Annotated in this window: 16 protein-coding genes; 13 read left to right on the forward strand and 3 right to left on the reverse strand. The window is 65.0% G+C overall.

Features of this window, described 5'->3' with window-relative positions; genetic code table 11:
* Nucleotides 1-25: 25 nt before the first annotated feature.
* The 3 genes from RFA01S_RS05910 (at nucleotide 26) to RFA01S_RS05920 (ending at nucleotide 4015) form a co-directional block, all read left to right on the forward strand.
* On the forward strand, nucleotides 26-1042 hold the full coding sequence (locus RFA01S_RS05910) for a UDP-N-acetylmuramate dehydrogenase (protein WP_032406484.1): 1017 nt from the start codon (nucleotides 26-28) through the stop codon (nucleotides 1040-1042).
* 61 nt (nucleotides 1043-1103) lie between these two features.
* Entirely contained in the window at nucleotides 1104-2654 is a 1551-nt protein-coding gene (locus tag RFA01S_RS05915) for an MBL fold metallo-hydrolase (protein WP_032406483.1), read from the forward strand.
* 122 nt (nucleotides 2655-2776) lie between these two features.
* Entirely contained in the window at nucleotides 2777-4015 is a 1239-nt protein-coding gene (locus tag RFA01S_RS05920) for a L,D-transpeptidase (protein ID WP_081371267.1), read from the forward strand.
* A gap of 59 nt (nucleotides 4016-4074) precedes the next feature.
* Here RFA01S_RS05920 and RFA01S_RS05925 read toward each other — a convergent pair whose 3' ends face one another.
* Entirely contained in the window at nucleotides 4075-4830 is a 756-nt protein-coding gene (locus RFA01S_RS05925) for an SDR family NAD(P)-dependent oxidoreductase (protein WP_032365191.1), read from the reverse strand.
* A gap of 333 nt (nucleotides 4831-5163) precedes the next feature.
* Here RFA01S_RS05925 and RFA01S_RS05930 point away from each other — a divergent pair, with 333 nt between their 5' ends.
* The 10 genes from RFA01S_RS05930 (at nucleotide 5164) to RFA01S_RS05975 (ending at nucleotide 17570) form a co-directional block, all read left to right on the forward strand.
* On the forward strand, nucleotides 5164-6465 hold the full coding sequence (locus RFA01S_RS05930; RefSeq protein ID WP_032406482.1) for an ROK family transcriptional regulator: 1302 nt from the start codon (nucleotides 5164-5166) through the stop codon (nucleotides 6463-6465).
* 11 nt (nucleotides 6466-6476) lie between these two features.
* Nucleotides 6477-7325: an alpha/beta fold hydrolase gene (locus tag RFA01S_RS05935; RefSeq protein WP_032406481.1), complete on the forward strand. Its 849-nt coding sequence runs from the start codon at nucleotides 6477-6479 to the stop codon at nucleotides 7323-7325.
* Nucleotides 7326-7392: 67 nt separating this feature from the next.
* Nucleotides 7393-8721, forward strand: a complete 1329-nt coding sequence (mshA, locus tag RFA01S_RS05940; protein ID WP_032369922.1) for a D-inositol-3-phosphate glycosyltransferase — start codon at nucleotides 7393-7395, stop codon at nucleotides 8719-8721.
* Nucleotides 8718-9224, forward strand: coding sequence for a type III secretion system chaperone family protein (locus RFA01S_RS05945; RefSeq protein ID WP_032365194.1), 507 nt, complete (start codon nucleotides 8718-8720; stop codon nucleotides 9222-9224). The genes mshA and RFA01S_RS05945 overlap by 4 nt, the downstream gene beginning before the upstream one ends.
* Before the next feature lie 57 nt (nucleotides 9225-9281).
* Nucleotides 9282-10712 carry a nucleobase:cation symporter-2 family protein gene (locus RFA01S_RS05950; RefSeq protein ID WP_032406480.1) on the forward strand — a complete coding sequence of 477 codons (1431 nt, stop codon included), beginning with the start codon at nucleotides 9282-9284 and terminating at the stop codon, nucleotides 10710-10712.
* Between the two features lie 77 nt (nucleotides 10713-10789).
* On the forward strand, nucleotides 10790-11881 hold the full coding sequence (locus RFA01S_RS05955; protein WP_228139285.1) for a BMP family lipoprotein: 1092 nt from the start codon (nucleotides 10790-10792) through the stop codon (nucleotides 11879-11881).
* 18 nt (nucleotides 11882-11899) lie between these two features.
* A complete protein-coding gene (locus tag RFA01S_RS05960) occupies nucleotides 11900-13402 on the forward strand; it encodes an ABC transporter ATP-binding protein (protein ID WP_032372349.1) in 1503 nt (500 codons plus the stop codon).
* Nucleotides 13395-14615: an ABC transporter permease gene (locus tag RFA01S_RS05965; RefSeq protein WP_032365197.1), complete on the forward strand. Its 1221-nt coding sequence runs from the start codon at nucleotides 13395-13397 to the stop codon at nucleotides 14613-14615. The genes RFA01S_RS05960 and RFA01S_RS05965 overlap by 8 nt, the downstream gene beginning before the upstream one ends.
* Nucleotides 14612-15880, forward strand: a complete 1269-nt coding sequence (locus tag RFA01S_RS05970) for an ABC transporter permease (protein WP_032406479.1) — start codon at nucleotides 14612-14614, stop codon at nucleotides 15878-15880. The genes RFA01S_RS05965 and RFA01S_RS05970 overlap by 4 nt, the downstream gene beginning before the upstream one ends.
* 100 nt (nucleotides 15881-15980) lie before the next feature.
* Nucleotides 15981-17570, forward strand: a complete 1590-nt coding sequence (locus RFA01S_RS05975; protein WP_032365199.1) for an AMP-binding protein — start codon at nucleotides 15981-15983, stop codon at nucleotides 17568-17570.
* A gap of 176 nt (nucleotides 17571-17746) precedes the next feature.
* Here the strand turns inward: RFA01S_RS05975 and RFA01S_RS05980 are convergent, their stop codons facing one another.
* Nucleotides 17747-18712, reverse strand: coding sequence for a glucosyl-3-phosphoglycerate synthase (locus RFA01S_RS05980; RefSeq protein WP_032365200.1), 966 nt, complete (start codon nucleotides 18710-18712; stop codon nucleotides 17747-17749).
* 36 nt (nucleotides 18713-18748) lie between these two features.
* Nucleotides 18749-19771, reverse strand: a complete 1023-nt coding sequence (locus RFA01S_RS05985) for an alpha/beta hydrolase (RefSeq protein ID WP_027498369.1) — start codon at nucleotides 19769-19771, stop codon at nucleotides 18749-18751.
* Nucleotides 19772-19886 lie beyond the last annotated feature (115 nt).

Raw genomic sequence — 19886 nt, forward strand, 5'->3', positions numbered from 1 at the left:
TGCGCGACCGGTAGCGTGAGAGTCCGTGCCTACTGCAATTTCCGAACTCACCACCATCCGGGTGGGCGGCCCAGCCCGTGAATTCACCGTCGCGACGAACGCTGACGAGTTGGTCTCCCTGGTGCGTGACGCGGACCGTGCAGGGACGGATGTGCTGGTCATCGGCGGCGGATCCAACCTGGTCGTCGGCGACGGCGGGTTCGACGGCCGGGTGGTTCGGGTGACCGGCTCGCGGTTGGAGATCGACGGCGAGCGGGTGACCGTCGACGCTGGTGTCGAGTGGGATGCCGTCGTACAAGCGACGATCGATGCCGGGCTGTCCGGGATGGAAGCGCTGTCGGGGATTCCCGGAACGACGGGCGCGACGCCCATTCAGAACGTCGGCGCGTACGGCGCGTCGACGTCGGAATTGCTGCACAGCCTCACCGTCTACGACCGGCAGACGCAGGAAACGTCGGTGTGGACGCCCGAGCAGTGCGGATTCGGAACGCATCGGTCGTCGGTGTTCAAGCGATCGTCGCGTTACGTGATTCTGGACGTGACGTTCGCGCTGAAGAAGACCACCGAATCGCTGCCGGTGCGCTACGCGGCGTTGTCCGAGCGGCTCGATGTGCAGATCGGCGACGTCGTTCCGGTACCGGACGTACGCGCAGCAGTGCTCGCGCTGCGCGGTGAGCGTGGAATGGTGCTGGATGCGGCCGATCACGACACGTGGAGCGTGGGGTCGTTCTTCCTCAACCCGGTGTTGCCGGAGGTGCCGGAGCAGGCAACCCACGCGCCGAGCTTCCCCGATCCGGCCGGCACGAAGATTCCGGCCGCCTGGCTCATTCAGAACTCGGGATTCCCGCGCGGCTACGGCACCGAGTTCGGCCGCGGTACCGCGGCCCTGTCGACCAAACATGTACTCGCGATCACCAACCGGGGCGGGGCCACCGCGTCGGACATCATGGCTCTTGCCGCGAACGTCCGAGACGGTGTGCGAGAGAAGTTCGGGGTCACGCTGACCCCCGAGTGTGACCTCGTCAACTGCGCTCTGGGTTAGGGACGCTCGAAACGGCGCATACGATGGAGATTCGAGAGTTCGGCTCGTAGGAGGTAAGTCAGTGCAGGTCACCAGCGTGGGGCACGCGGGATTCCATATTCGGACCGAGGCGGGGAGCATCCTGTGCGATCCGTGGGTGAACCCGTCCTTCTACGCGTCGTGGTTCCCTTTCCCCGACAACTCGGGCCTGGACTGGGACGAGTTGGGTGATTGCGATTACCTCTACGTCTCGCACCTGCACAAGGACCACTTCGATCCGAAGAACCTGGCCGAACACGTCAACAAGGACGCGACGGTGTTGCTGCCGGACTACCCGGTGCTCGATCTCAAGCACGAGCTGGAGAAGCTCGGCTTCCACAAGTTCTACGAGACCACCGACTCGGTCAAGCACACGTTGACCGGGCCCAAGGGTGATCTCGACATCATGATCATCGCGCTTCGCGCGCCTGCCGACGGCCCGATCGGCGACTCCGGCCTGGTGGTGTCCGACGGGAAGACCGTCGCGTTCAACATGAACGACGCGCGGCCGGTGGACCTGGACATGATGACCGAGCAGTTCGGTCCCGTCGACGTCCACATGCTGCAGTATTCGGGCGCGATCTGGTACCCGATGGTCTACGACATGGTCTCGCGTGCGAAGCGGAATTTCGGTATCCAGAAGCGTCAGCGACAGATGGATCGTGCGCGTCAGTATATCGAGCAGGTCGGCTCCACGTGGGTCATTCCGTCGGCGGGCCCGCCGTGTTTCCTCGACGACGAACTGCGCTCGCTCAACGACGTCTACGGCGACCCGGCCAACGTGTTCCCGGACCAGATGGTGTTTCTCGAGCAGATGCGACTGCACGGGCACGACAAGGGTCTGCTGATGATTCCGGGCACGACGGCCACATTCGAGGGTTCGGATCTGAAGTCCCACGAGCATCCCATCCCCACGGCCGACGCCGAAGCCATCTTCACCACCGGCAAAGCCGACTACATCGAGGCCTACGCCCAGCGTCAGGCGTCGGTCATCGCAGCCGAGAAGGCCGGCTGGGCACCGGCCGAGGGTGAGTCGCTGCTCGAGCCGCTGCGCGGACTGTTCGAGCCGATCATGGCTCAGACGGATCTGATCTGTGATGGCATCGGCTACCCCGTCGGGATCACGATGGGTGACGAGACGGTTGTGCTGGACTTCCCGAAAAGGATTGTTCGAGAGCCTATCTCGAACGAGAAGTTCCGATACAGCTTCACGATCCCGCCGGAACTCGTACGCACCGCAGTGCGTGATCAGGAGCCGGACTGGGTCAACTCGATCTTCCTGTCCACCCGGTTCCGGGCCCGACGCGTCGGCGGGTACAACGAATTCCTCTACACGTTCTTCAAGTGCCTCACCGACGAACGCATCGCCTACGCCGACGGCTGGTTCTCAGAGGCGCACGACGACACGGCCACCATCACGATGGGCGGCTACGAAATTCAACGTCGCTGCCCGCACCTGAAGGCGGACCTGACGAAGTTCGGCATCGTCGAGGGCAACAAGCTCACCTGCAACCTGCACGGCTGGGACTGGAACCTGGACTCGGGCCGGTGCCTGACGTCGAAGGGACACGAGCTGCGCTCGCAGAAGCTCTGACTCGTCGTCGACGGTTCGCTGTGAGACTGCCCCCAAAAACAATGGGAAATGTGGGGTAGTTCGCAGACGCAGGTACGTTGGACAACGTGCATGAGCAGGTAGAACAGACAAAACGGACGCGCATGGTGTGGTTGGTCACCGTGCTTGTCGCACTGATTGCGTTAGTAGCCGGCTGCACCGTCGGATCGGGCGACAAAGGCCCCGGTGCTTCGGCACCGACGACCGAGGCAGCGCCCGTCGCGCAGATCACGCAGAACCCGGCCGAAGGTGCCACCGACGTCAGCCCGGTGGCACCGATCTCGGTGTCGGTGACGAACGGAACGCTCACCCAGGTCGAGTTGACGAACCCGGACGGCAAGATCGTTCAGGGTGCGCTGGCACCCGACAAGGCGTCCTACGCCGTCACCGAGCCACTCGGGTACGGGGTGAAATACACGTGGTCCGGTTCCGCCGTCGGCGCGGACAACAAGACCGTGCCGATCGAGGGCAGCTTCACCACCGTCGAACCGGACAGCCGCACCTCGGTGAGCACCAACATCGGCGACGGCCAGGAAGTCGGCATTGCAGCGCCGATCATCCTGCAGTTCGACTCGGCGATCGAGGACAAGGCAGCCGTCGAGAAGGCGCTGACCGTCACCACCAATCCGCCGACGCCCGGTGCCTGGGCGTGGTTCCCCGACGACAACGGCTCGCGCATCCACTGGCGTCCCACCAACTACTGGACGCCCGGCACGACGGTCTCGGTGAACGCCAAGCTCTACGGCGTGAACTACGGCGACGGTGCCTACGGGGCCGACGACGTCACCCTGAACTTCAGTATCGGACGCAGCCAGGTCGTCGTCGCCGACGCCACCAGCCACCGCATGCAGGTGGTGCGTGACGGCGCGACGATCATGGACATTCCCGTCAGCTACGGCGAGGGCAACGAGGATCGCAACGTCACCCGCAGCGGCATCCACGTCGTCACCGAGAAGCACGAGGACTTCCTGATGTCGAACCCGCCGTTCTACGAGAACGTGCGCGAACGCTGGGCGGTGCGCATCTCCAACAATGGCGAGTTCATTCACGCCAACCCGCTGACCACCGGCGTGCAGGGCGCATCGAACGTCACGAACGGATGTATCAACCTCTCGACGGAGGACGCGCAGCAGTACTTCGGCACGGCGATGTACGGCGATCCGGTGGAGGTCACCGGCACCCGCATCGACCTCTCCGCAGCGGACGGCGACCTGTACGACTGGGCCATCGACTGGCAGACGTGGGAGTCGATGTCGGCGCTCCCTGCCGGCGGGGCACCAGCGACGACGACGCCTGCGACAACGGCACCCGCGACGACAACGGCACCTGCGCCCGCTGGGTAGAGCGCTGCGCGCATGTGAGTGGAACCTCGTAGCCCACTACGAAGTTCCACTCACATGGGTTACTTGCGGGAGAAGCGCCCCGGACCGGCCTGATCGCGTGGCTTGATGATGATCTGGTCGAGATTGACGTGCGACGGGCGGGAGGCGACGAAGCCGATCACCTCGGCGATGTCGCTCGCGACCAACGGCGTGATGCCCTGGTAGACCGCGTCGGCCTTGGCCGCGTCGCCGTCGAAGCGAACCAGTGAGAATTCGGTTTCCACGGCACCCGGTGCAACCTCGGTCAGCCGCACCGGCTTGCCGAGCAGCTCGCCGCGCAGCGTCCGATGCAGTACGGCCTGAGCATGTTTGGCGGAGGTGTATCCCGAGCCGTTATCGTAGGCCTCGAATGCCGCGACGGAGGTGATGGTGACGATAAGGCCGTCTCCGGAATCGATCAGCTTGGGCAGCAACGCTTTCGTGACGCGGAGTGTGCCGAGAACGTTGGTCTCCCACATCCAGCGCCAGTCGTCGAGGTCGGCGTCGATCACCGGGGCCAATCCCTTTGCGCCACCGGCATTGTTGATCAGGACGTCGACGCGGGGGATGACGGCGGTGAAGGCGGCCACCGAATCCTCGTCCGTCACATCGAGTTCCAGGGCGGTGCCGCCGATCTCCGAGGCCAGTTCTTCGAGGCGGTCGAGCCTGCGTGCGCCGATGACGACGTGGAATCCGTCGGCGGCGAGTTGGCGCGCAGTGGCCGCGCCGATGCCGGAACTCGCTCCGGTGACGACGGCGATGCGGGTTTCGGGTGCGATGTGTTCGGGCGAGGTCATGGAGAAATTCTAGTTCGGGAGAAACAGCGCATCCGGACGGGCCCGATTGGACAATCGGGCTTCGAGTGCTAATTTTGGGTTCATGTCCGCCAGCGAGACCACCGCGATGCGGGTCACCTATGTGACCGCGTCCCTCGGGTCTCGCCTCCCGCTTCCTCGGGAATTGTGTTGTCTCGGCCAAGGAACCTGTCTCTAGCCTTCTCGCGCTACGGGCAGTCGATTCGCGTGACGTGGACCTCTCCGGTCCGCCTCACCCCTTGACCTGCATCACTTCGCTCTTTCGTCGACGTTGCACACGAGACGAGAGTTTTCCACTGCTGAGGAACACGACGGATGTCCGTATCCACGCTGCACCACCACTCTCGCCCCACCGCGCTGCGCTCGCCGGCGCGGTCCACCTCCCACACCCCGCTGCGATCGCGGGTCCAGCTCGTCGCGCCCGATCTTCGGATTGCCGACAGTCCCGCGGCGTCGGTACTGCGGGTCGCATGCGTCGAGGGCCCGGTCTCGCGTGACAGTGCGGCGCGCACAACGGGTTTGAGCATTGCCACGGTCAATCGTCAGGTCTCTGCTCTGCTCGGCGTCGGATTGCTGCGCGAGCGCGCGGACCTCACGGCCGCCGGTGCGATCGGACGACCCCGCGTGCCGTTCGAGGTCAATCACGAGCCGTTCTCGACCATCGGGATCCATATCGGTGCCGTCGTCACCGGGATCATCGTCAGTGACCCGCGCGGAAAGATCCTTGGGGCTGTGGAGATTCCCACGCCGAGCGGGTCCGCCGATGCGGCGCTCGCTTCGATCACCCGCAGCGCCGGGGCCTTCGCCGGCAGATGGCATCGGCGCACCCCACTGTGGGTGGGGGTTGCCCTCGGCGGCCGTGTCGACACGACGACGGGCACCGTCGATCATCCGCGTCTGGGCTGGGAGAATGCCCAGGTGGCGGGTGTCATCGGCGGTGGGTTGGGGCTACCGATCTCTGTTTCCGGCCACGTCGAAGCGATGGCGGCGTCGGAACTTCTGCTCGCGCCCCGCGTATCGGACGCCGCTGCTCCGCCGAGCAGCACCGGCACCTCGCTCTACTTCTATGCACGCGAAAGCGCAGGCATGGCGCTGACGATCGACGGCCGCGTGCACACTCCGTCCAGCGGACCCGGGTCGATCGCTCACCTGCCCACCGGCTCGTCGGTGCTGTGCAGCTGCGGCAACCGGGGCTGCCTCGAAGCGGCCGTCAGCGATCGCGCGATCGTGACCGCGGCGATCGACCGCAAAATTTTCGCGAGCGTAGCCCGCGGAGCCCGGCCGACTATCTCCGCCGTGTACCGAGCCGCGACCGACGGCTCGGAGGCGGCCCGGGACTTGCTCGTCGAACGGGCCGTCACGTTGGGTCGGACGGTCGCCCTGTTACGCGACATGTTCAATCCGGATCGAGTGGTACTCGGTGGCCAGGCGTTCACGGCGTACCCCGCCGGGATTCCGCACGTGGGGGAGGCCTTCGCCGCCAATTCGATGTTGCCGCGCAGGGACATTCGGGTCACCGGATTCGGCGACAGGGTGCAGGAGTTCGCCGCAACGGTGGTTTCGCTCAGTTCCCTGTACTCGGATCCACTGGCCTCGATGCGCCGAGCAGCCGCGTAAGTTGACCCCACATGAGCACCCCTGCAGCAGGACCGGTTCGGCAGGCCACCGGCATCGACGGAACGAACATCGTCTATCGCGTCACCGGTGACCCGGCGGCGAGACCGCTGGTTCTGCTGCACGGGTGGGCGCAGAGTTCGGCGTGCTGGGGCGACGGGCTGCTGGCCGATCTGTCCTCGCGCTACCGCGTCGTCGCCGTCGACCTGCGTGGCCACGGCTACTCCGATGCCCCCGAGGCCGGATACGACGACTCGGAGATCTGGGCCGGGGACGTGGCCGCGGTGCTGGACGCCGAGAACATCACGGCGGGCGCAGTGCTGCTGGGGTGGTCGTACGGCGGGCTGGTGATCTGCGATTATCTCGCGACACACGGCTCGGACGCGATCGCGGGCATCGTGCTCGTGGGCGCGATCACGAGTATCGGCAGAGGCGAGGCAGGCGGACGGGTGGGCACGGCCATGCGGGCGGCGATCCCCGGGGCGATGGCGGAAGAACCGCGTATCGCCATCAAGGCGCTGGGTAGTTTCGGTAATGCGTTGACAGGCCCCGTCGAGGGAAAGGGCACCGAAGCGCAGGCCCTGTTCGGGCTGACCCTGTCCACCCGGCCGAGGGTTCGCGCCGCATTGTTCGATCGCACCGTCGGCCACGACGAGCTGCTGCGCAACCTCGATGTCCCCGCCTTCGTGCTGCACGGAACCGACGACACCGTCGTCGATGTCTCGGCCGGTCGGCACGCCGCGGACCTCATTCCCGGAGCCGGCGCGTCGTACTGGGACGGCGTCGACCACGGCCCGTTCGTGGCCGATCCGCAGCGCTTTCTCGGCGAGGTGAGCGAATTCGTCGACGGTCTGGACGGGTGAGCAAAAGCGCAGGCCGTGCGAAGCGGAAGACGTGGCGACGTAATGTGGAGGCGTGCACGCTGAAGAAGTGACTGGACGCCGGCTGAACAGGGTCGCTGTGTTGTCCTTGCATACCTCCCCGCTGGCGCAGCCCGGAACGGGCGATGCCGGGGGAATGAACGTCTACGTACTGCAGAGCGCCAAGCAGTTGGCCGAACGCGGCGTCGAGGTCGAGATATTCACCCGCGCGACGTCGTCGAGCGATGCGCCGGTCGTCGAGGCCGCTCCCGGGGTGCTGGTACGCAACATCGTCGCGGGGCCGTTCGAGGGTCTGGACAAACACGACCTGCCCACTCAACTGTGTGCGTTCGCGGCCGGGGTGCTCCGCGAGGAAGCTCGGCACGAGCCCGGCTACTACGACCTGGTTCATTCGCACTACTGGCTGTCGGGTCAGGTGGGGTGGTTGGCACGTGACCGCTGGGGAGTGCCGTTGGTGCACACGGCGCACACCCTCGCCGCCGTCAAGAACGCGTCCCTGGCTCAGGGCGACGCACCCGAGCCCGCGGCCCGTCAGATCGGTGAGCAGCAGGTGGTCGCCGAGGCCGATCGGCTGATCGCCAACACCACCGAGGAAGCGAAATCGCTCGTCGAGATCTACGGGGCTCGGCAGGAGTCGATCGACGTGGTTGCCCCGGGAGCCGATCTGGCGCAATACAATCCGGGAGACAAGCGGGCTGCACGTGCCGCACTCGGACTCTCGCAGGACGAGGCCGTCGTCGCGTTCGTCGGGCGGATCCAACCGCTCAAGGCCCCCGACGTTCTGGTCGCTGCGGCTGCCGAAGTGCTGCAACGACATCCGAGCATGCCGCTGCGGATCCTGATCGTCGGCGGACCGTCCGGTAGCGGGTTGGACCGACCCGACAGTCTGATCGATCTGGCCGATACGCTCGGGATCACCCCGCACGTCACGTTCATGCCGCCGCAGCCGTCCGCGCGCCTGGCGCAGGTGTACCGAGCCGCCGATCTCGTGGCGGTGCCGAGCTACAACGAATCGTTCGGTCTGGTGGCGATCGAAGCCCAGGCCTGTGGAACACCGGTTCTCGCAGCAGATGTCGGCGGGCTCGGTGTCGCGGTGCGATCCGGTGAAACCGGGCGACTGGTGCAGGGACACCGCATCACGGACTGGGCCGACGCCTTGGCGTCGATGCTCGTCGATCGAGCGGCGTTGTCCGAGATGGCAATTGCCGCACCGCTCCATGCGCGAAACTTCTCGTGGGAACACACCGCGGACGGCCTGATCGAGAGCTACCGGCAGGCCCGATTCCACTTCGATCGAGGCGAGGCACCCAGTGAATTCTCGCCGCGACGAGTCCGAGGATTGTCGAAATTGCGCAGATCGGGAGCAGTGACTGCATGAGCGAAACCGCCGAACTGATCGACCGGGTCCTGAAGGATCGCGAACTGGACTACACGCGGCGCGGCGAGGTGTTCACCGTCGAACTGCCCGGGGAACGCAAACTGAAGACGACGACGATGTTGACCGTCGGACACCACGGGGTGCGCATCGAGGCGTTCGTCTGCCGCAAGCCCGACGAGAACTTCGAGGGCGTCTACAAATACCTGCTGCGTCGCAACCGTCGGCTGTACGGAGTGCATTACACGATCGACAAGGTCGGTGACATCTACCTGGTGGGCCGAATGTCGTTGCGCGCCGTCGACGGTGACGAACTCGATCGGATCTTCGGTCAGACCCTCGAGGCCGCCGACGGCGACTTCAACGTGTTGCTCGAGCTGGGTTTCGCGGAGTCGATCAAGCGCGAATGGGCCTGGCGTGTGTCACGCGGTGAATCGCTCGCGAATCTGAAGGCGTTCGAGCACCTGGTGGCCAGTGGCAGCAGCGACGAGCCGGAACATCCGTAACTCGCCGGAAACGGCTGGGTATTGCCCTCGGTAACGTCCGGTTCCTAGCCTGAGGTCATGACCAGGCCCGAGGACACTCGCCCGCCGCTGCTGCAGATGTTCGGCTACGGCATGCAGCACATTCTGTCCATGTTCGGCGGTGTCATCGCCGTCCCGATCATCGTGGGCGGAGCAGCGGGCCTGTCCGGGGCCGATCAAGCGCTGCTCATCTCGTGCGCGCTGTTCGTCAGTGGCGTCGCGACCGTGCTGCAGACCGTCGGAGTGCCCTTCTTCGGCTCGCAACTGCCGCTGGTGCAAGGCATCTCGTTTGCATCGGTGTCGACGGTGCTGACCATCATCGGCAGCGCCGAGGACGGTAGAACCGGGCTCCGCACGGTCCTCGGGGCCGTCCTGGTGGCCGCGCTGATCGGTTTGGCCATCGCCCCGTTCTTCTCGAAGATCGTCCGCTTCTTCCCACCCCTGGTGACCGGAAGCATCATCACCGTCATCGGGCTGTCGCTGATGCCGGTCGCCGCACGCTGGATCACCGGCCAGGAGATGGTGGGCGGTGCGCCGAACCCCCTGTACCTGGACCCCGGCAACATCGGACTGGCGATGTTCACCCTTCTCGCGGTGCTGGTGATGACCAAGATCAAGGTGCTCTCGCGCCTGTCCATCCTGCTCGGGCTCGTCGTCGGGACGATCGCAGCACTGATCGTGGGCAAGACGGACTTCGGCGGCGTCGGGGACGCCGCGGTGGTCGCGGTGCCCACCCCGTTCGCCTTCGGCTCGCCGATCTTCGCCGTCGGTGCGATCGTGTCGATGACGATCGTGATCCTGGTGGTGATGGTGGAGACCACGGCCGACATCCTGGCCGTGGGAGAGGTCGTCGGAACCGACGTCGACTCCCGACGTGTAGGCGACGGATTGCGCGCAGACATGGTCTCCTCGGCCGTCGCCCCCATCTTCAACACGTTCCCGGCGACGGCGTTCGCACAGAACGTGGGACTGGTTGCGATGACCGGCATCAAGAGCCGCTTCGTCGTCGCCCTGGGCGGCGGCGTGCTTGCGCTGCTGGGTCTTTCGCCGGTTCTCGCTGCGGTGGTCGGCGTGGTTCCGCTGCCCGTGCTCGGCGGTGCCGGAATCGCCCTGTTCGGAACCGTCGCCGCCAGTGGAATCCGCACCCTCGGCAAGGTGAACTACGACAACAACGCCAACGTCGTCATCGTGGCGGTGACCTTGGCTTTCGGTCTCATTCCTGTTGTTGCGAGCGACTTCTGGGACGAGTTCCCGGACTGGTTCGTCACGGTGTTCCATTCCGGAATCAGTGCCGCAAGCATTGTCGCAGTGGTGCTCAACGTATTCTTCAACGTATTCAAGCCCGGTACGCCGTCGAATCCATCGGTGGTCGCCGCGGGCCCGGCAGTGATGGTGCGCGAGGACGAAGCACGGGTACTCGGCAAAGGCGGAACCTTGACCGGCAAGGTCGCGCCCGACACCGATACCTGAGTGAAATCCTGCGCACCCAGGTTCGCGCGAGTACCGTCCCGAAACAGACGAAACACACATCGATATTGGAGGACATCTTGTCATTCGTTACCCGCACGAGTACGCGGAAGGCAGCACTCGGCGGCGTCGCGTCGCTCGGTGCCATCGCCCTCATCGCAGGCTGTGGATCCGCACCCGAGAACGAAGGATCGGGCGGGGGCGGCTCGAGTGACTTCCTGCCCTGCATGGTCTCCGACAGTGGCGGATTCGACGACAAGTCGTTCAACCAGCTCGGATTCGAGGGACTCACCGAGGCTGCTGGCGAGCTCGGCGTCGAGCCGCGCACCGTCGAGTCCACGTCGCCCACCGACTACGCCCCCAACATCAACAACCTCGTCGATCAGGGCTGCAACCTGATCGTCACCGTCGGATTCGACCTGGCCGACGCCACCAAGGTCGCGGCCGAGGCCAACACCGACATCGATTTCGCGATCATCGACGACTCCTCGATCGATCTGCCGAACGTCAAGCCGCTGACCTACGACGCGTCGCAGTCGGCATTCCTGGCCGGTTACGCCGCCGCCAGCTACAGCAAAACCGGAGTCGTCGGCACCTTCGGCGGCTCGCAGCTGCCGACCGTCACCATCTTCATGGATGGTTTCGCCGACGGTGTGAACTACTTCAACGAGCAGAAGGGCAAGGCAGTCCGCGTCATCGGCTGGGACGTGCCTTCCCAGAACGGCTCGTTCACCGGTGGATTCACCGCCAACGAGGTCGCCAAGAACACCGCCCAGGGCCTGATCGACCAGAACGCCGACGTCATCTTCCCGGTCGGTGGACCCATCTATCAGAGTGCGGCGCAGGCCATTCGGGACTCCTCTCGTCCGGTCGCACTGATCGGTGCGGACGCCGACGTCTTCGAGTCGGACCCGTCGGTCGGCGACCTGCTGCTCACCTCGGTGACCAAGGGCCTCAAGACCAGTGTCGACGAGGTAGTGGCCAACTCCGGTGCAGACAAGTTCGACAACAGCCCGTACGTGGGCACCCTCGAGAACGACGGCGTCGGCATCGCGCCGTTCCACGACTTCGAGTCCCAGGTCGACCCCGCGCTGCAGGGCGAACTGGACACGATCAAGGCCGGCATCGTCGACGGGTCCATCACCGTCGAATCGCCGTCGGCACCCAAGTAGCCCCGGTCGTAAAGGGATATGAAGCTCGAACTTCGCGGTATAACCAAACGATTCGGCTCGTTGATCGCCAACGATCACATCGATCTGACGGTCGAATCCGGCGAGATCCACTGCCTCCTCGGTGAGAACGGTGCAGGCAAGTCTACGTTGATGAACGTGCTCAGCGGCCTGTACCGCGCCGAGGAGGGCCAGATCCTGCTCGACGACGTCGAGCAGAACTTCGCCGGACCGGGCGAGGCGATGACTGCAGGAATCGGCATGGTGCATCAGCACTTCATGCTGATTCCGGTGTTCACCGTGGCCGAGAACATCGTGCTCGGCAACGAAACCACCTCGCTCGGTGGACGACTCGACCTCGTGGCAGCACGAAAGCTGGTACGAGAGATATCCGCGAGGTTCGGCTTCGACCTCGACCCCGATGCTCTCGTCGACGATCTCCCCGTCGGCGTGCAGCAGCGGGTCGAGATCGTCAAGGCGCTCTCTCGAGAAGCCAAGGTGCTCGTGTTCGACGAGCCGACGGCCGTGCTGACGCCGCAGGAAACCGACGATCTGATGCGGATCATGCGGGAACTTGCGGCGTCGGGCACCACCATCGTGTTCATCACCCACAAGCTCCGTGAGGTACGCGAAGTAGCAGACAAGATCACCGTTATCCGGCTCGGCAAGGTCGTCGGCGAAGCGAAGCCGACGGCAGGCAACACCGAACTCGCCGCGTTGATGGTGGGACGTGATGTGCAGCTGACCGTTTCGAAGGAACCGGCCGAGCCGGGTGCTGCAGCATTGGTCGTCGAGAACCTGTCGGTGTTCGACGCCCAGGGCAACAAGACCGTCGACGACATCAGTCTCGAGGTCGCCGCGGGAGAAATCCTCGCCATCGCCGGCGTGCAGGGCAACGGCCAGACCGAATTCGTCGAGGCGCTACTCGGCTTGCAGGAGAACGTATCCGGAAAGATCGCCCTCGACGGCCGCTCGCTCGTCGGGGCGACAGTTCAGCAGGTGCTCGACGCCGGCGTGGGGTTCGTGCCCGAGGACCGGACCGTCGACGGCCTGGTGGGGGAGTTCTCGATTGCCGAGAACCTGATGCTCGACCGCTCCATCAGCGAGCCGTTCGTGCGGCGCGGAGCGGTACAGCGGGAGTATCTCGACACGTTCGCGTCGGAGAAACTGACCGAATTCGACGTGCGGGCACCGGGAATCGGAACCGCCGTCGGACGCCTGTCCGGTGGTAACCAGCAGAAGGTGGTACTCGCACGCGAACTGAGCCGCGATCTGCGACTGTTCGTCGCCGCGCAGCCCACTCGCGGAATCGACGTGGGATCCATCGAATTCGTACACAAGCGCATCGTCGCCACCCGGGATTCGGGGATCCCGGTCATCGTGGTGTCGAGCGAACTGGACGAGGTCGCCGCACTGGCCGACCGCATAGCCGTCATGTATCGAGGAGCAATCGTGGGAATCGTCCCCGGGGATACGTCCCGCGAAACACTCGGATTGATGATGGGCGGCGAGCGCGGTGAGTGAGACCGAGCAGCCGTCGAAAGCTCATGTCGTACTTCGGCAGATCTTCACCGGCAGTGCGATCATCTCGGTTCTCGCGGTGTTGCTTGCGCTGATCGTCGGTGCCGTCCTCATTGCCGCGACCAACTCCGGCGTCCAGGAATCGGCCGGCTACTTCTTCTCCCGTCCGTCGGACATGCTGACGGCGATCTGGGATTCGGTGTCCGGCGCGTATTCGTCGCTGTTCCAGGGGTCGGTGTACAACTTCCGTCGTCCGGGGTTCGAGAACGGGATCCGGCCGTTGACCGAGACGTTGACGTTCGCGACGCCGCTCATCGTCGCCGGACTCGGTGTGGCCCTTGCCTTTCGGGTCGGTATGTTCAATATCGGTGGTCGTGGCCAGATGCTGATCGCCGCCGCATGTGCGGGCTGGGTCGGTTTCGGGGTGAGCCTGCCTGCCGGCATTCATCTGCTGGTGGCCGTTGTCGCAGGCGTTGTCGGCGGCGCGGTCTGGGGCGGCATCGCCGGATTTCTCAAGGCCCGCACCGGTGCTCACGAGGTGATCGTCACGATCATGCTCAATTACGTTGCGTTCTATCTCATCTCGTACCTGCTGCGTACTCCCGGTGCGTTGCAGGCACCGGGATCGAACAATCCGAAGACGGCCCCCATCGAATCGACGGCCGTGTTCCCGAAGCTGTTCGGCGACAAGTACAACCTGCATCTCGGGTTCGTGCTGGTCATCCTCGTGACGGTCGCGGTGTGGTGGCTGCTCGAACGATCGAGCCTCGGATTCCGATTCCGTGCCGTCGGTGAGAACCCGCACGCGTCACGCGTCGCCGGCATGAACGTCAACCGCATCTACCTCTACGCGATGATCCTGTCCGGAGCTCTCGTCGGCCTGGCCGGCGTGGCTCAGGTGCTCGGTACGGTCACCACCGGCTTCAGTGCCGACATCGACGCCGGTATCGGATTCGACGCCATCACCGTGGCCCTGCTCGGGCGATCCAAACCGTGGGGCGTCTTCTTCGCGGGAATCCTGTTCGGCGCGTTCAAGGCCGGCGGGTTCGCCATGCAGGCGGCCGAGGGCGTACCCATCGACATCGTGCTCGTCGTGCAGTCGGTGATCGTGCTGTTCATCGCCGCACCGCCGTTGGTGCGAGCGGTGTTCCGATTGCCCAAACCCGGTGAAGAGAAACTCGCCAAAGCCGAGACCGCGAAGGTGGGTGCACTGTGACCACCTCCGTCGACGCCCCCGCCGGGGTAGTACTCGGCCGCAGCTGGAAAGCGCCGTCGATCCTCGGGGTCGTGACACTGCTGGCGTTGGTGCTGTTCGTGGTCCGAAAGGGCTCGGGCACAAGTACATTCGCGCTGGCCTCGGAAGACGACTTCTTCGCACTGCCCGCCGTCGGCGTACCGTCGTACGGTGCCGGCCTGGTCGTGGTGGTACTACTGGCCGTCATCACCGGCTACGCGGCCCTGTTGGCGTCGCGTTACCGGTCGACGCCGTTGTGGCTGCTCGCCGTGTTCGCAGTGCTGTTCGTGTTCGGATTCCTCGCGTGGGCCGCGGACGGGGAGACGATCCCCGTGCCCGGATTGCTCATCGGCGCGGTCGCTTTGAGCACACCGCTGATCTTCGGTGCGATGGGCGGAGTGATCTCCGAGCGTGTCGGCGTCATCAACATCGCCATCGAAGGGCAGCTGCTGGCAGGGGCTTTCGTCAGCGCCGTCGTCGCGTCGATCACCGGTTCGACCTACGTGGCGTTGCTCGCCGCTCTGGTCGCCGGCGCACTGACGGCGTCTCTGCTGGCCGTGTTCTCGATTCGCTACTTCGTCAATCAGGTCATCGTCGGTGTGGTGCTCAACGTGCTCGTCGTGGGACTGACGAGCTTCCTGTACTCGGTGGTGCTCACCAAGAACGCCGAAACGCTCAACTCACCACCGCGCTTCGCGCGCATCGACATTCCGGTGCTCTCGCAGATTCCGATCCTCGGGCCGGTGCTCTTTCGGCAGACGCTCATCGTGTACCTGATGTACATCGCCGTGGCCCTGGTGTTCTTCGGTCTGTTTCACACCAAATGGGGTCTGCGACTACGTGCCGTCGGTGAGCATCCGCAAGCCGCCGACACCGTCGGGATCAACGTGGCCCGAACGCGGTTCTGGAACGTCTGCCTCGCCGGTGCCATCGCCGGGCTCGGCGGTGCGTATTTCACGCTCGGGTCCGTCGGAGCCTTCGGCAAGGAGATGACCGCAGGTGCCGGCTACATCGCACTCGCCGCGGTCATCTTCGGCCGATGGGATCCGGTGCGGGCCACCCTGGCCGCATTGCTGTTCGGCTTCGCGTCGAATCTGCAGAACGTACTGGGCATCATCGGGTCCCCGGTGCCGAGCGAGTTCATGCTGATGCTGCCGTACGTGGTCACCATTTTCGCCGTGGCCGGCCTGGTGGGCCACGTGCGAGGACCGGCCGCGGCGGGCAAACCGTACGCGTCCAGGAGTTGACGGTTTCGCCATCTGACTCAGCGGTAGGGTCGTAAGTCCGATGTGACCGCTTTCACTGTAAGGTTCGATCATTGTTGCCGCAGTTTTTCGAAGGAGAGCCATGAGCTTCCGCAGTCCCTTTCCCGACGTCGAGATCCCGAATCTGAGCGTCTACGACTTCCTGTTCGGGTCCATCGCCGAGTCCGATCTGGACAAGCCTGCGCTCATCGACGGCACGTCGGGTGACGTCACCACCTACAAGAGCCTGATCGGCCAGGTCGACGCGATCGCCGGGGCGCTCGCTGCCCGTGGGCTCGAGGTCGGCGACGTCGTCGGACTGCATTCGCCGAACGTCCCCGCATTCGCATCGGTGCTGCACGGCATTCTGCGTGCCGGCGGAACTGCGACGACGATCAACGCGCTGTACACCGCCGAGGACATCGCCAAGCAGCTCACCGGCTCGGGCGCGAAGTTCCTGTTCACCGTCTCCCCGCTGTACCCGCAGGCCAAGGCCGCCGCGGACAAGGTGGGTATCGACGCCGATCACGTCATCGTGCTCGACGGCGCCGAGGGCCACCCGAGTCTGCGGGATCTGCTCACCCAGGGCGCGCCTGCTCCCGAGGTCTCGTTCGATCCGGCGACGCACGTTGCCGTGCTGCCGTACTCGTCCGGCACGACGGGTGTGCCCAAGGGCGTCATCCTCACGCACCGCAACCTCGTCGCCAACGTGGCCCAGATGGAACCGCGCGTGGGCATCGACAGCAACGACGCGATCCTGGCGCTGCTGCCGTTCTTCCACATCTACGGACTGACGGTGCTGCTCAACATCGCCCTCAAGTTGCGCGCGCACCTGGTCACGATGCCGAAGTTCGACCTCGTCGAGTTCCTGCGCATCATTCAGGACCAGAAGCTGACCTACCTGTTCATCGCCCCGCCGGTGGCCGTCGCGCTCGCCAAGCACCCGATGATCGATCAGTACGACCTCTCGAGCGTGCACACCATCTTCTCCGGCGCTGCACCGTTGGACGAGGAGCTCGGTAAGGCCGTCGCCAAGCGCTTGAACACGCGGGTGCGTCAGGGCTACGGCATGAGCGAGCTCAGCCCGGTCAGCCACGCGATCCCGTTCGATCGCGACGACATGCCGCTCAGCTCGGTGGGCCAGCCACTGGCCAACACCGAGAACAAGCTCGTCGACCCGGGCACGCTCGAGGAAATCGAGCTGCCCACAGAGGGATTGAGCAAGCCGGGCGAGCTGTGGGTCAAGGGACCGAACGTGATGGCGGGATACCTGAACAATCCTTCCGCCACCGCGGAGACCCTCGACTCCGACGGTTACCTACACACCGGCGACATCGCCGTCGCCGACCACGAGGGTGTCGTCTACATCGTCGACCGCCTCAAGGAACTGATCAAGTACAAGGGCTACCAGGTGCCCCCGGCGGAGCTCGAGGCGCTGCTGCTCACGCACGAGGAAATCGCCGACGCGGCCGTCATCGGTGTTCTCGACGACGAGGGCGAGGAAATCCCCAAGGCGTTCGTCGTCCGCCAGCAGGGTGCCACGATCGACGAAGAGGGCATCATCGCGTTCGTCGCCGAGCGCGTCTCCCCGCACAAGAAGGTCCGACGCGTCGAGTTCATCGACATCGTGCCGAAGTCTGCGGCCGGCAAGATTCTTCGTAAGGATCTGCGGGCCGCGGAGGCCGGAAAGTAATACTCCGTTCCATGACAACACCCCGTCCCACACTCAGTGGGGCGGGGTGTTGTGTTGTGGCGCAGACGTTTCGATAGTGCGCACCCATTTTTCCGACCGCGCGACCCTCCTCGGGCGCAAACATGGGCGCTCAGTCGGTAGCAGGGGTGTGAGGTTGTCGTGGAACCGCGCTCGAATCAGCCGGGTGCACTCATCGCCGGGCATCGGGTGAGGCGGTTGTATTCGTCCAGGGTGGTCAGTGGGGGACGGTCGACGAGAGACAACGGTGCCACGCTCATCGAGAGCTGAGTTCCGGTGGTGGAGAACGTGGTGAACCCGGCTCCGGAATCGCTCAGACCCAGGCGCGAGAACATCGTGGCGATGATCTGCCGACTCATGACAGCCAACTCGGACGTCGGCCGATTTCGATGCCGTCGGGTTCCCAGTCCGACCTGGCCGATCGCGCCGATACCCAACCGGTCGCACGTATCGAGCAGTACACCGATCTCGACTCCGTAGCCGGGGGCGAACGGAAGTGCTTCCAGGAGGCGACGAGTCGCGGCGTATTCCCCGCCCAAGGGTTGGAAGACGCCGGCGAGTTCGGGCCGAAGCGCCGTCAGCAGAGGACGTACCGTCAGCTGCGTGACGCGGCCGCCGCCGTCCTCATCGGTGGTGTCACCGATCGTCAGCGGCCGACGGTAGAAGCCTTTGACCAACTCGACGTCGTCGGACATGACCAGTGGACCGACGAGGGAGGGAACGAAGTGCGAACCGGGATCGACCAGATCGGAGTCGACGAACACCACGAGGTCGCCCGAGGTGGCGGCCACTCCGCGCCACAGCGCTTCACCCTTGCCGCGAACCACGGGTGTGCCGGGTAGGGCGTCCTCCCTGGAGACGACGGTGGCACCGGCGCAGCGGGCCCGCGCCGCGGTGCGGTCGGTCGATCCCGAATCCAGCACCACCAGCTCGTCGATCAGGCTGCCCAGATGGGGAGTCATCGAGGCGATGACGCCGGCGACGGTCTCTTCCTCGTCGAGAGCGGGCAGCACGACCGAGACGGTCCGGCCACGTTTGGCCCGGATGATGTCTGCCAGTGGCCACGGTGAGCGGGCCCAGGTGGCAGCCAGAGCCGGAGTGCCCGCAACGTCGGTTCGGTTCATCGCTTTTCCTTCGTCATCGCTCGAGGAGTGCACGGCTCAGGACGGGCCGGTCGGCAGCCCCAACGACGGTGCGATCACCGACCACGAATCGTGCAGATCCTGTTGCCAGTAGGCCCAGGAATGGGTCCCGTTGGGTCGGAAGTTGTAGGTGGCCTCGATGTTCAACTCCTGCAACCGTTTCTGCATCTGTTGCGAGCACACATCGGTCGTCGCTTCGATCACTGCGCCGACGGCGAGTTGTTGGGCGAGCTTGCCGTAATCGCTGCCGATACCGGGGCCGCCCGGCACGTCGAACGCACCGGGCGCTCCCGTTCCGGACGAGATGTAGACGGCCATGCCGCGCAGCCCCTCGGCATTGACGTAGGGGTCGTTGGCAATCCAGTCGGCGCTGCCCTGTGGTCCCCACATGTTGGCGGTCGACCCACCGCCGCGGGCCTCGACGACGGACCTGACGTACATCGCGCCCACCGGGTCGCTGGTGCGTGCGCATCCACTGAACGCGGCGACGGATCGATACACCGAGGGATGGGCGATGGCCAACTGCAGAACGGACGTGCCTGCCATCGATATACCGGCGACCGCATTGGCCCCGTTGCCGTCGAGCAGAGCATCCATCACCGGAGGAAGTTCGCGACCGAGAAAGGTGGACCACATGTTTCGGCCCAGTACCGGATCGTCGTGCAACCAGTCGGTGTAATAGCTCGCAGCGCCGCCCCGCGGAACCACCACGTTGACGTTCTTGTCTCCGAAGAAGCCGGCGATGTCGGTCTGATCGAACCAGCTGCTTCCCCCGTCACCGCCCGCCGCTCCGTTGAGTAGATAGAGCGTGGGTGAACCGGGCTGCGCCGACCGAAATACGTCGAGCTGGATATCGCGGTCCATGGCTGCCGAATGCACCCATACGATGTCTCGTCGGTCGGCAACTCCCTCGACGCCGACCACCGACGAGACGGTGTCGGCGGAAGCCGACCCCGCCGTAGTCGATAGGAGAACGACGACGGTAGCGAGCACACTCAGCGCCGACAAGGTCGCCTGACCGAGGCGAAATCGACTGGGCATCAACGGTTCCTGACATTGTGGGAGCCACGCACGACTAACCTCCGGCGAGCGCGATGTGCCTTTGGACGGTAATGCGAATCACTGGTGCCGACAACAATGTTGACGATCCTTCAGT

Source organism: Rhodococcoides fascians NBRC 12155 = LMG 3623 (assembly GCF_001894785.1).
Classification (GTDB): domain Bacteria; phylum Actinomycetota; class Actinomycetes; order Mycobacteriales; family Mycobacteriaceae; genus Rhodococcoides; species Rhodococcoides fascians.

Bases quoted from the DNA above. Each gene is read 5' to 3' on its own strand.
- RFA01S_RS05920 (WP_081371267.1), top strand. From the start codon at position 2,777: ATGGTGTGGTTGGTCACCGTGCTTGTCGCACTGATTGCGTTAGTAGCC.
- RFA01S_RS05925 (WP_032365191.1), bottom strand. From the start codon at position 4,830: ATGACCTCGCCCGAACACATCGCACCCGAAACCCGCATCGCCGTCGTC.
- RFA01S_RS05930 (WP_032406482.1), top strand. From the start codon at position 5,164: ATGTCCGTATCCACGCTGCACCACCACTCTCGCCCCACCGCGCTGCGC.
- RFA01S_RS05935 (WP_032406481.1), top strand. From the start codon at position 6,477: ATGAGCACCCCTGCAGCAGGACCGGTTCGGCAGGCCACCGGCATCGAC.
- RFA01S_RS05945 (WP_032365194.1), top strand. From the start codon at position 8,718: ATGAGCGAAACCGCCGAACTGATCGACCGGGTCCTGAAGGATCGCGAA.
- RFA01S_RS05950 (WP_032406480.1), top strand. From the start codon at position 9,282: ATGACCAGGCCCGAGGACACTCGCCCGCCGCTGCTGCAGATGTTCGGC.
- RFA01S_RS05960 (WP_032372349.1), top strand. From the start codon at position 11,900: ATGAAGCTCGAACTTCGCGGTATAACCAAACGATTCGGCTCGTTGATC.
- RFA01S_RS05975 (WP_032365199.1), top strand. From the start codon at position 15,981: ATGAGCTTCCGCAGTCCCTTTCCCGACGTCGAGATCCCGAATCTGAGC.
- RFA01S_RS05980 (WP_032365200.1), bottom strand. From the start codon at position 18,712: ATGAACCGAACCGACGTTGCGGGCACTCCGGCTCTGGCTGCCACCTGG.
- RFA01S_RS05985 (WP_027498369.1), bottom strand. From the start codon at position 19,771: ATGCCCAGTCGATTTCGCCTCGGTCAGGCGACCTTGTCGGCGCTGAGT.